This is a genomic window from Mycolicibacterium sp. XJ1819, assembly GCF_053483675.1.
The window spans coordinates 225,916-237,848 of the sequence record NZ_JBEFST010000006.1 but is presented as its reverse complement, the minus strand read 5'-3'; the positions used below and the strand labels follow the sequence as shown (position 1 = coordinate 237,848).

Below are 11,933 nucleotides of genomic sequence, written 5' to 3'. Positions count from 1 at the left end.
ACTAGCCGACGACGACGGGCAGCCGTCCCCATCCTCGGACGCTCGAGGTGTGCGCCATCGCGGCATCGTCGTAGTCGACCTCCCATTCGGGCCAACGTCGCAACATCTCCTCGAGCACCACCCGAGCCTGCATCCGCGCCAGCGCCGCACCCAGGCAGAAGTGCAGCCCCTGCCCGAACGACAGGTGTGCGCCGCCACGATGAATGTCGAATCGATCGGCATCCGGAAAATGGCGTTCATCGCGGTTGGCAGAACCGTTGAGCAGCAACATCACCGAGCCTTCGGGAACCTGTTCGCCGTGGCATTCGGTGTCTCGGGCGACGTAGCGGGCCTGCACCGGTGAGGGCGCCTCGCACCGCAGCACCTCCTCGATCGCGCCGGGGATCAGGGAGAAGTCGTCGACGAGTTCGCGGCGCTGGTCTGGGTGCTCGGCGAGCAACTGACCGATGAAGCCGATCAGCCGCGTGGTCGTCTCGTTGCCTGCGCCCGCGATCATGCTGGTGTAGGTCAGCACCTCCGTGCGGGTCAGCGGTCGGATTACACCATCCTCTTCGATCTCTGCGTTGAGCAACTGTGTCATCAGGTCGTCGGACGGGTTCTCGGCGCGCCAGTCGATGTACTCGGCGAAGAGCTGGTAGCTGTTCTCGAACGCATCGGCGGTCACGGTCCGGAACCGGCCCTCCTTGAGACCCAGTGTGCGACCGGTCTTGTCGCGGATCTGCTCCTGGTCGCCCTCGGGAATGCCGAGCAGGTAGCCGATGGTGCGCATCGGTACCTGCGCGCCGAGGTCCCCGATGAGATCGAACCGTGGTGACCCGACCAGCGGATCGAGCGCCCTTGTGCAGAACTGCCGGGTCAGCGGTTCGATCGCCGCCATCCGCCTGGGTGTGAATACCTTTGACAGCAGTCGTCTGTGCAGGTCATGCAGCGGCGGATCTTCGAACAGGATCACACCGGGCGGCACCTCGACACCGCTCATGATGATGTCGATCGTGGTCCCGCGCCCGGAACGGTACGTCTCCCAGTTCGGCAGCGCCCGCGACACGTCCTCGAAGCGGCTCAGCGCGTAGAAGCCGAACTTCTCGTTGTGGTACAGCGGCGCTTCGTCGCGCATCCGCTTCCAGATCGGATGCGGATTGTCGTCGATGTCGAAATCAAATGGGTCGTAGTAGACCTCGACTGTTCCTGTGTCAACCAATGTCGCTTCCCTTGATCGGTCAGTCGAATGCGTGACGGGGCAGTGTGTTCGGCAAATCGAGCGCGCTGAGCAGCCCGGCTGGCGCGTCGACGACATACGGGATCGCGTTGACCACCCGCATCGCGGTGGCGGCCATCGCGGCGTGGCCCGCACCGTGTCCTTCGGCCTCCCCCAAGTTCATCGAGCAGTGGATGTCGGGATCGCCTTCGATGTCGACCCGATACGTGGCGTCGAACTCCGAGGTCAACCAATCCGGCGCGACATCGCGCGACATCCTGATGATGTGCTCGACCACGATGGCTTCGCGGCCGTTGACCACGCCGGCGGCGCGGGTGCACACCGCTCCGCAGGTGCCCGCCTTGATGGTGCCGAACGCCACCTCGATGTCGCGGTCGGTGATGCGCCGGTCGAGCGAGCCGTGGATCTCCGAGACCCCCACGCCCAGACCTGCCGCCATCAGATGTATCGGCGCCTTCCAGGCCATCTCGATGAAGCCAGGAGTCTTGAGCATCGGCTCGAAATCGAGCGGATGACCGAAACCCATGCCGTTCATCATCACGTCCGCCACCGGGTAGTGGTCGTTGAGGGCGACTTCGGTGACCTTGAGGCATTTGATCTTCTTCGATTGCGTCGAAAGCAGCAGGGCGAGTTGGTCGGATCCGAAACCGGGAAAGATGCCGGATGCGTAGAAAGACGCGTTCCCCGCCTTGGCCGCGGCCTCCATCTGGTCGCGCCACTCCGGCGAGTAGAACGATGGCGGATAGACCAGGGTGGTCGAAGTCGTTGAGACGACATTGATTTCGGCCGACAACAGCCGTAGGTAGTCCGGCACGGCACCCGCGTCGCGTTCGGGTCCGCTGGCCGCATACACCACGCAGTCGGGTTGCAGCGCGATCAGCGCCTCGGCATCGTTGGTCGCCACTACGCCGACCGGGTCGCCGCCGGCCAGCACGCCGGCGTCCTTGCCGACCTTTTCCTCGGAGTGCACCCACACGCCCACAAGGTCGAGGTCGGGCCGTCGCCGGATCGCATCGACGGCGATCGACCCGACCCCTCCGGTCGACCACACCACTGTGCGAAGGGCGGAAGTCACGAAATCTCCTTACTGTCGGTCGTCGACGCCGCGCGGGTGCCGGCGGGTCACGGGGACCGACTCTAACTAACTTTTGTTCAGCCAACCACAGATCTGCACGGCTCCGGCACCGTCTGTCGAGGACTATTGACCCCGCGCATCTGACGCTGCTAGCTTCCGGAGCAAACGTTAGGTTTCATTCCTGCAAGGAGCCTGCCGCGATGGCCCCAGTGGACCGGCGGCCCGTGCCGCGGACGGGTTCCGGACGCGACCGCACGGCTCAGGGGACGCGGACAATCCGCCGATCGAGGAGGAACGATGTCGAAGAGCAAGCACCGGGTGGTGGTGTGGTCGACGGGCGGTATCGGCTCGATCGCGATCCGAGCCATTGAGCACCGACCCGAACTCGATCTGGTCGGGGTGTGGGTGCACTCCCCCGACAAAAACGGCAAGGACGCAGGCGAACTGGCCAACGGCGAGCCGGTGGGACTGGCCGCCACCACCGATGCCGACGCGCTGATCGCACTCGAACCAGACTGCGTGATCTACGCGGCCAGCGGTCCAGAGCGAGACGCCCTGGCCATCCCCGACTACGTGAGGTTGCTGGGCGCCGGACTCAACGTCGTCACGACGAGCACGACACGACTGGTCAATCCGCATGCTTACGAACCGGTCGAGTGGCGCGATCAACTCGCGGCCGCGGCCAAGGAGGGTCAGGTGTCGCTGTACGCCTCGGGCATCGAGCCGGGTTTCGCCGCCGACTATCTTCCCCTTGTGCTGTCGACGCAGTCCTCCCAGATCGAAAAGATCCACTGCTGCGAAATCGGCCTTTACGACGATTACGGCGTCCCCGACATCATGCGTGACGCATTGGGATTCGGCCGTCCTCTGGACTACCAGCCGTGGATCTCCCTGCCGGGCGCCATCGCCGGGGAATGGCAGGGTCAGATCCGGATGATGGCCGACGCGCTCGGTGTCGAGGTCTCAGAGGTGCGCGAGACCTTCGACCGAGCGGTGACCGACACGACGCTGGAGGTGGCGATGGGCACGGTCGAAGCCGGCACCTGCGGCGCACTGCGGATGCAGGCGATCGGTGTCGTCGACGGGCACGAGGCCATCGTCATCGAACACGTCACCCGGTTGGCACCCGAGGTCGCACCCGACTGGCCGACGCTGCCGGGAGCCCTGGGCTACAAGGTGTCCATCACCGGCATACCCGACATCGAAGCCACGATGGCGGCCACCGTCCGCGACCGAAAAAAGGCGGGCATCGAGAGTATGACCTCGGGCGCAGGCGCCATGGTCGCCACGGCGATGCGGGTCCTCAACGCCGTGCCGTATGTGGTGGCGGCCCCGCCGGGGCTGCTCAGCTCGGTTGATCTGCCGCTGACGATTCCACGTCACGCGTTCAACCCTGGCGGGTGAGCCGGAACGGCATCTCCACGTCCAGAACCTTGTTGAAACCACAAGCGCCACTGGGTCCTTGGGTCTTGTCCCAGCCGACGTAGTAGTTGCGGTCTTGCGGATAGCTGAGCCAGAAGATGAAGTTCTGCTGCCCGGGATGCGCCGTGCCGTCGATGCAGGGCTCCCAGTTCTCGACGGTGCGACTGACCTTCCATCGCCCACTCATGTAGACCAGTTCGGCGGTCCAGCCCTGATCGCTGGTCACCACCCCGGTGCAGTCCTGGAAGGTGGCGCACGACGACGTGATGGCCCACGTCTGTGTCACGCTCTTCTCGAGGTGCAGTGAGTTGTTGGTCTTCGCCCACTGGCCGTCGGAGAAGGCGGTGAATGTCCCGTTGATCGCGACGTCGTTCTGTGCGACGGCGTATGGCGTGGCCCCGATGACCATCGCGATGGTCATCACGATGGTGGACAGGACTCGGCCCGCCTTCACTGCCCCGCCCCGTACACCAATTCCTGCCACGTCTTCGGCGGGTTGATTAAATCGGTCTGTCGGCCGGTGTGCCCGTCCGGTGCGGCGTACTGGCCGGTCTGCGGGTCGTAATGCGCGATCGCCACCGACGGATCCGGGCCGGGGGCGCCGGTGCCGAACGAATTCGGCACCGCGGGCACGGGCGCTCCTGGCGGTGGTGGCACGCCCGGCGGTAGTGCCGTGCCCTGGACCGGCGCGTGGATGTTCTCCTCGAACGTGACCCGATCATCGGGCGGAACGCCCTGCGAGATCAGGTTGGGATCGATCGGACTCGGCCCGAGTGCGTGCTGGCGCATGGCCAGTGGTTGGTAGGGCTTGTCGCTGTAGCAGATCTCCACCGTCGGCGCCCGTTTGCCGGGCACCCCCATGCACGGGGCGTTGCGCGCACCGCGCACGACCACCGGCGAATCCTGTGGCAGCTTGCAGTACACCCCGTCGGGAGTGTCCAGAGTCGTCAGATCCGCAGGTGACCGCCACTGCGACGGCGGCAGAAATCCGATCGTGCACGGATTGGGATCTGCGACGGATATCCGGAAGTCCCCCAGCGCAATACCGGTCGGGTTGTTCTCGGGGGCTGACGACTGGACGTTGGCCACGAATGGCGGCAACAACACCAGTACCTGTTCGAGCGACGGACGGTAGGTCACCGCCACCTGGCCGAATGTGGTGAGGTTGGCGAGCAGCACCGGCAGGGTCGGCTGGATTTGGGTGAGCAGGTTCGACACCTCGTCGGCCGCCGCGGGCCCCTGCTGCAGCAGAGTGCGCACCTGCGGGTCGTTGTTCACCACCTGCCCGGTGATCCCGGCCAGACTCTGCGCCCACAGCCGCAGCGCGTCGGTGGTCTGCGCCTGCGCGTCCAGCAGGGGCCCGGAGTCCTCGATCAGCCTCGTCGACGGTTCGGCGACCCGATTCAGATCCGCGGCGACAGTCGATGACGAGTCGATCAGCGAACCCATGTCGTAGCCCGACCCGTCGAAGGCGTTGAACGATTCGTCGATCAACGAGCTCAACGACTTCTTGGGGACGCTGTCGAGAAGTGTGGCGATCCCGTCGATCATCGGGCTGACCGGTTGTGGAATCTTGGTGTCGGCCATCGCGATCACCGAACCGTCATGCAGATACGGCGGCGAATCCGTTCGGGGTAACAGTTCGACGTACTGCTCGCCGATCGCCGAGACGCTGCGTACCTCCGCGACCAGGTCGGCCGGAATCTTCGGCGAGGTGTCCAGTGACAGTGTGGCGGTGGCACGCTCACGGGACACATCCATCGCCGTGACCTTGCCGACCTGCACCCCGCGGTAGGTGACGTTGGCGAACCGGTACAGGCCCCCCGACGTCGGAAGCTCGAGTGTCACCGTGATGCGGCCGATGCCCAGTAGCGTCGGCACCTGCATGTACGCGAACACCATCACCAGCACGCCCACGATCGACGCGATCGAGAAGATGACCAGTTGGATGCGGACGAACCGGGACAGCATCAGCCACCACCTCCCGGCTCCCACGGCGCCGGCGCCGCGTCGGGAATCGGCCCGAACGGTGGCGAGGTTCCTACGCCCAGCGGGTACTTCGTGTAGTAGGCGTCGTAGCCCGGGTCGCCGGGCGCAGGCACCAACGATGCCCGGTCCTGACCGAGTCGGGTGCCGAGCAACATACCCCTCTTGATCCGCGCGTTGGTGAGATCAACCGTCACGAAAAGGTTTACATAGTCGCCTCGGACACCGCGGTCGATGAGGTTCTGGGTCAACGGGAACGTCGGGAGGTAGGCCAGAGCGGTGTCGATCTCCGGTCCGACGTCGGCCAGCGCACGCAGCGTCGGCTCGAGGTTCTGCAGATTCCTCACCAGGTCGGCCTGGGTGTCGTGGACGAGACCGGACACGGTGTCGCTGAACCTACCCAGTTCTTCAAGTGCCGTGATGAATTTCGGCCGCTCGGCGAGCAACACATCCAGCGCGGGCGGGATCGTGTTCAGCGCTCGGGTCAGCACCTCCTGTTGGTCGCTGAGTCGGGCCGAGAAGCGGTTCAACTCGTCGATGGTCGCGACGATGTTGTCACGCTGCTCGTAGAGCGTGCCGACGAAGGTGTCCAGCCGGGTGATCAGATCCCGTACGGCGTCCTGGCGTCCGGACAGCGCGGCGTTGAAGTTGCCGATGATGTCGGCGGTCTGGCCTAGTCCCCCACCGTTGACCACCGCTGCCAGCGACGACAGCGTCTGTTCGGTCGACGGGTAGGTCGACGAATCGGCCAGGCCGATCGTGGCGCCGGGCTGTAACCGGCCGGTGGGCGTCTGCCCCGGCGCGGGGTCGAGCGCCACGTGCATGGACCCCAGCAGGCTGGTCTGGCCGACGGTGGCAACGGCGTTGGCGGGAACAATCACGTCGGGGCCCACCGACACCTCGAGATCGACGTGCCAGCCGTGCAACGTCATCTTTCCGACACTGCCCACCACGACGTCATCGATCATTACCGGCGAATTCGACTCCAACGTACCGATATTCGCGAGCTCGAGATGATACACATGGGCGCCCGGGGCACGACCGACCGCACCCGGCAGCGGTAGCGAGTTCACTCCTTGAAAGGCGCACCCGCTGACCGTGAGCATCACAGCCGAGCCAAGTGCCGCGACACGGCGCCTCATTCGGGTCATGGCGGCGTCCCCTCCGAGGGCGGACCCGGCGGCGGTGCATCGGCGGGCCCGTGCGGCCGTTCCGCGGGAAGCAACAGGTCCTGCAGGACGGGCGGGCCGCCGGTGGGCGCCGCCACACGGGGCAGCGGTCCCCGCGGGGGGCCCGGCGGCGGTCCGAAACCGGGTGGCGGCGGCACATCTCCCATTCCGGTGTAGGCCGACACCGCGGGTGGCGGTTCGGGGTCGCGCGGTTGTGCCGCGCCGGGCATCAGCGACGGCTCGCTGTAGCGCAGCATGTGCGGAGGTGGGTTGGCGGTCAGGAACGGGTTGAACGGAAACGGCAGAAGATTGAAGTTCGCCAGTCGTAATCCGGGACCCAGGTACTGCGCACACAACTTGGACGTCGACGGTGCGGTGACGTTCTCCAGCGCGCCGATCATCCCGCAGATGAACCACACCGGGTTCTGCATGTTGGTGATCACGAACACCCCGCTGGCCGCGCCGGTGCGGGGATCGAACATGTTGACCGCGTTGGCAATCGAATGCGGCGCGATGTGCAGAACGTTCTCCAGATCCAGCCGGTGATCCGCGAGGTTCTGGGTGACCGCCGCCAACCTTTGAATCTGCTCGGCCGTCTTGTCCCTGGTGCCCTCGATGAACCGGGTCGTCTCACCGACCACCTCGGACAGGCTTGTCAGTGCCGCGTCGAGATCGGACCTGCTGTCGTCGACCACGCTGGTCAGCGTCGCGAACCTGTTCTGGAACTGCACGATTGCAGCGTTGCTGTCGCGCAGCGCGGTGACGAACGTCGCCAGGTTGGTGATGGTGTCGACGACGTTCCCACTCCCCTCGGCCAGGATGCGTCCCACACCGGACAGTTGTGAGATCGTCTGACGCAACTTGTCGCCGTTGCCCTCCAACGCCGCCGCGGCGCTGTCGACGAACCGTCCGACAGAACCTGTCGATGCGCCCGCGTCGGGCCCCAACTCGGTCGCCAGCCGCATCAACTGCTCTTTGACCTCGTTCCACTCGACGGGCACAGCGGTGCGTTCGACCGGAATCACCGCACCGTCGGCCAGTTCCGGGCCCGATTCGTAGGCCGGAGTCAGTTGCACGTAGCGTGCCGCGACGAGATTCTGGGTGACGATAACCGCCTTGGCGTCGGCGGGGACGCGGATTCCGTGGTCGAGGGTCAGCGTCATCTTCGCCTGGGTGCCGACCGGCTGGATCGAGTCGATGGTGCCGACCTTCACCCCGGCGATGCGCACCTCGTCTCCGGGATAAATCGCGGTGGCGGTGGTGAAGTATGCGGTTATCGCGGTGGGCCGCAACAGGGTTCGGTGCAGCACCACGGCCACCCCGCCGACCAGGATCGCGACCAACGCCGTGGCGATCCCGAGCCTGAACAAGCGGTTTGCGGTCATCGGGGTGGCTCCCCCCACTGTTCCCAGGGTTCGGGGATGCCGTTGTACGGGAACGGCAGTTCGGCGCGGGGCCCGGCATTGTCCGGCGGTTGACCCGCGTTCACGCCGCGCCGGAAGCCGAAGGCGTAGTCCAGCCACGGCTGCAGCAGTTGCCCGAACGCGATGTTGGGGATGTAGGCCTGGTAGTAGGGGCCGTTGCCGATCGTCTCGCCAAGGGTGATCTGGAACTTCGCCAACCCAGGGAGGGCCTTGGCGATGTTGTCTCGGTTCTTCTCCAGGACCGCCGTCACCGCGTTGAGTTTGTCCAGTGTCGGCGCCAACGCTTCTTCGTTGTCTTCGATCAGGCCCGACATCTGTTTGGACAGCGCAGAGATGTGCACCAGCAGTTCCACGATGGCGCGGCGGCGCTCGGAGAGCACCGCGACCAGGTCGTTGGCGTTGAGTATCAGCGTGTTCACCTGCTGGCTGCGATCCGACAGGATCCTGGTGACCTCGGCGCCGCTTTCCAGCAGCGCGTCCAAGGTGTCGTCGCGCTCGTTGATGGCCTTCGACAGCCTCGTGACGCCCTCGAAGGTCGGGCTGAGTTCGGGCGCAACCTGGTCCAGTGTCGCGGACAACGTGTCAAGCGACCGGTTCAGCGCGGCGGTGTCGGTGTCTGCGGTGTTGGTCGTCAACTCGCTGACCGCCTCGGTCAGCGAATACGGCGACGCGGTACGGGACACCGGGATGACGTCCATCGGGCCCATGGTGCCCTCGCCGTGTGACTCCAACGTCAGCACACGTTCGCCCAGAAGTGTGCCGGTGCGCACGTGTGCGGTGGTGTCCGACCCGAGTTCCACTGTGCCGTCGATGGCGAAGGTCACCAGGGCATTTCGTCCGCGCAACGCCACGTCCGAGACCGTGCCGACTTTGATCCCGGAGATCACCACGTCGTTGCCCGTCGCGACGCCGCCGGCGTCGGCGAACTGTGCCTGGTATCGGATCGCGGTGGCCCACGCGGCAAGCCGTTCGGGAGCAAGGCCGACCGCGACCACGAGCACGATCAGCACCACGCCCATGAATCCTGAGCGGATGAGTTGGCTGCCACGGTATCTCAGCATCAGGGCTCGGTGCACCTCCCGCTTTCCTGCCGGATCCACGGGAACTCCGCGGTCCGGCCTTGCAGGTCGGTCACTCGCCACTTGAGTTCGCAGATGTAGTAATTGAAGAAGCTGCCGTAGGAGCCGGTGCGAGTGAGCTTGCGGTAGTTCTCCGGGGCCTTCTGCAGTGCGGTGTCCAGCCGGTCTTTCTGGAAGTCCAGGTTGACCGCCAATCGGCTGAGCTCGTCGATGGTTCCCGCCAGCGGGGGTCGCGCTCCGGTCAGCAACTCGGCCACCGAGGCCGTGCCGTTGTTCAGCGATTCGATGGCGGTGCCGATCGGATCGCGTTCGGCGGCAAGCTCGGTCACCAATGTCTCCAGCCGCTCGATGGTGCCGGAGAACTTGTCGCCTTCTGCCGTCAGCGTTGCGAGCAGGGTGCGCAGGTTGTCGATCAGCGCCTGAATGGTCTGGTTGTGCTCCGCGAGGGCGGTGGTGAAACCCGACGTGTTGGACAGCAGGGACTGCAGCGTGCCGCCCTGGCCCTGAAAGATCGAAATCAGCGACGCCGACAGCGCATTGACGTCCTGGGCGTTGAGTCCACGGATGACGGGCTTCAATCCGCCCAACAGCAGATCGAGATCCAACGCGGATTGCGTGTGCTGCACCGGAATCTGCGCACCAGGCCCCAGCGGGGCACCGTCGGGCCCGTCGATCAGTTCCAGATAACGGTCGCCGACGAGGTTGAGATAGCGCACCGCGGCCCGGGTCTCGGTGGTGAGCCGCACACCGGGCTCGGCGTCGAAGGTCACCACCACCGACTTGTCCCGCTGCAGCTTGACCCCGTTGACGGTGCCGACACGCATGCCGGCCACGCGCACCGACTGGCCTGCCTCCAGCCGCGACACGTCGGCGAACACCGCGGAGTAGCCCTTGGTTGCTCCGGTCTGGTACTGCCCGAAGATGAAGAACAGCGAGGCCGTCAAGATCGTCATCACGAAAGCGAAAACACCGAACTTGACCAGGGTCGGTCGCAGTGAGCGCCTCATCCGGGCTGTCCGATCTGTGCGGAATTGCGCGGCGGGCCGGCAGTTTCGGTGTCGCCGAACATGATCTGCTTGATGAGGTCGGAGTTGAGCACGATACCGGGATAGGTTCGGCGCCACGGGTTGGTGCCGGTGTCGGCGACGACATACGGCGCGACGGTTTCGAACGGCAGCCTCGGTAGCCCCGTGCATTGCGGGCCACCCTCTGCGCCCGCCTTCGGCAGGTCGAGTGGATAGCGGTAGCGCTCCTGCCCCCACAGGAAGCCGGCCAGCACCATGACCCCGGGCTCCTTCAACGGGGGCAGATGTGACGCCTCGACCATTCCGGCCAGCGCGCACCACAGCGCCTGGTTGTACTCGTTGGTGAGTTCGGTGGTCGGTACCAGTAGCCGAAGCACGTCGGTCAGCGGTTGGCGGTTGTCCCCCACCACCTGGTTGCCGATGTCGGCCAGCCCGATGACGCTGACCAGCGCCGCATCGAGATTGTGCTGCTCTTCGACGAGCGTTTCGCTGATGACCGCGGCACTGTCGGCGATGGAGACGAAATCGGCCGATGCGTCGGCGTACGCCCGAAGCACGTCGGGGGCCACCGCAAGGTCATGCCGCAACGACGGCAGCACGGGGTCGAGGCTGGCCAGGTAGGCGTCGAGATCCGAAAAGGTCTGCCCGAGTTTCTCACCGCGCCCGGACAGCGCCGACGCGAGCGCGTTCAACGTCTGGTTCAGCTTGGCGGGTTCGACCGCGGCCAATACTGCGGTCAACTTCTCGAAGACCGTATTCACCTCGACCATCACGTGTTGGGCGGTGATGACCTGTCCGGCACGCAGCGATTCCGGTGACGGGTCGGCGGGAAACACGAACTGAACCTGCTTGGCACCGAACACCGTCGGCGAGGCGATGTCGACCAGCGCGTTGGCCGGAACGGCGTCCAGCCGCGACGGGTCCATCGCCAGGTGCAGGGCCGCCTCGCCGCTCGGCAACTCCTCGACCGAAGCCACCCGGCCCACCTGAACTCCACGCACCTGAACCTTGGCGTCGGCGTTCATCACCAGGCCGGCACGCTGCGAGACGACGGTGACCGGAACGCTTTCGGTGAAGCCACCCCGGAACAGGTTGGCCGCCAACAAGAACACCACCACGAGCAGGCCGATGGACACCAAGCCGATGAGTGGGCGCAGCAGATTCCGGGTCACCGTCGGCCTCCGCACGGGTACCGAGGACGCGCTGAGACACACACCGCTGCTCGGAATGACAAGCCGATCCCACTCCAACCGTGTGTTGGACGACGGTGCACGACTCTACGTGGGAACATATTTTTGGGTCAATTACTCCCGAAGGTTCGACGGGCGCCTACGCGAGGAGTGCTCCGGACCCGGGGGTGCAGGGGTCTTCACGTTGACAATATCGTTTGCTGAGTAAGGCTGCCATATGTCTAGCCGCTGTTCAAGAGCCTAATCTGAGACAGTGTGCCGTTTACTGTCTAGAGAGTGAAACAACTGAACGGTATGCGTCTACCCACGGGCGAGCGGGTCACGAGGGAATCAATGCAGAGCAAACA

10 protein-coding genes are annotated in these 11,933 nt (G+C 65.3%); 1 reads left to right on the top strand and 9 read right to left on the bottom strand.

What is annotated here, in order from left to right:
• Window position 1 precedes the first annotated feature (1 nt).
• Both ABQE89_RS08860 and ABQE89_RS08855 read right to left on the bottom strand, forming a co-directional pair.
• The gene (locus ABQE89_RS08860) at window positions 2-1,198 is read right to left on the bottom strand and encodes a cytochrome P450 (RefSeq protein ID WP_448415928.1); all 1,197 of its coding nucleotides are present in this window, start codon (window positions 1,196-1,198) and stop codon (window positions 2-4) included.
• A 19-nt stretch (window positions 1,199-1,217) separates the two neighbouring features.
• Entirely contained in the window at window positions 1,218-2,291 is a 1,074-nt protein-coding gene (locus tag ABQE89_RS08855; protein ID WP_448415927.1) for an NAD(P)H-dependent amine dehydrogenase family protein, read from the bottom strand.
• A gap of 297 nt (window positions 2,292-2,588) precedes the next feature.
• On the opposite strand from ABQE89_RS08855, the gene ABQE89_RS08850 reads away from it, so the two are divergent.
• On the top strand, window positions 2,589-3,695 hold the full coding sequence (locus tag ABQE89_RS08850; RefSeq protein ID WP_448415926.1) for an NAD(P)H-dependent amine dehydrogenase family protein: 1,107 nt from the start codon (window positions 2,589-2,591) through the stop codon (window positions 3,693-3,695).
• On the opposite strand, the gene ABQE89_RS08845 is transcribed toward ABQE89_RS08850, so the two are convergent.
• The 7 genes from ABQE89_RS08845 to ABQE89_RS08815 are packed head-to-tail and all read right to left on the bottom strand — an operon-like array spanning window position 3,679 to window position 11,568.
• Window positions 3,679-4,167: an Rv2253/PknI dimerization domain-containing protein gene (locus ABQE89_RS08845; protein WP_448415925.1), complete on the bottom strand. Its 489-nt coding sequence runs from the start codon at window positions 4,165-4,167 to the stop codon at window positions 3,679-3,681. The genes ABQE89_RS08850 and ABQE89_RS08845 overlap by 17 nt on opposite strands.
• Window positions 4,164-5,684, bottom strand: a complete 1,521-nt coding sequence (locus tag ABQE89_RS08840) for an MCE family protein (protein WP_448415924.1) — start codon at window positions 5,682-5,684, stop codon at window positions 4,164-4,166. Before ABQE89_RS08840 ends, ABQE89_RS08845 begins: the two co-directional genes overlap by 4 nt.
• Window positions 5,684-6,850 carry an MCE family protein gene (locus ABQE89_RS08835; RefSeq protein ID WP_448415923.1) on the bottom strand — a complete coding sequence of 389 codons (1,167 nt, stop codon included), beginning with the start codon at window positions 6,848-6,850 and terminating at the stop codon, window positions 5,684-5,686. Before ABQE89_RS08835 ends, ABQE89_RS08840 begins: the two co-directional genes overlap by 1 nt.
• The gene (locus ABQE89_RS08830; protein WP_448415922.1) at window positions 6,847-8,253 is read right to left on the bottom strand and encodes an MCE family protein; all 1,407 of its coding nucleotides are present in this window, start codon (window positions 8,251-8,253) and stop codon (window positions 6,847-6,849) included. The genes ABQE89_RS08835 and ABQE89_RS08830 overlap by 4 nt, the downstream gene beginning before the upstream one ends.
• Window positions 8,250-9,353, bottom strand: a complete 1,104-nt coding sequence (locus ABQE89_RS08825) for an MCE family protein (RefSeq protein WP_448415921.1) — start codon at window positions 9,351-9,353, stop codon at window positions 8,250-8,252. The genes ABQE89_RS08830 and ABQE89_RS08825 overlap by 4 nt, the downstream gene beginning before the upstream one ends.
• On the bottom strand, window positions 9,353-10,378 hold the full coding sequence (locus tag ABQE89_RS08820) for an MCE family protein (RefSeq protein WP_448415920.1): 1,026 nt from the start codon (window positions 10,376-10,378) through the stop codon (window positions 9,353-9,355). Before ABQE89_RS08820 ends, ABQE89_RS08825 begins: the two co-directional genes overlap by 1 nt.
• The gene (locus ABQE89_RS08815) at window positions 10,375-11,568 is read right to left on the bottom strand and encodes an MCE family protein (RefSeq protein WP_448415919.1); all 1,194 of its coding nucleotides are present in this window, start codon (window positions 11,566-11,568) and stop codon (window positions 10,375-10,377) included. The genes ABQE89_RS08820 and ABQE89_RS08815 overlap by 4 nt, the downstream gene beginning before the upstream one ends.
• Window positions 11,569-11,933 lie beyond the last annotated feature (365 nt).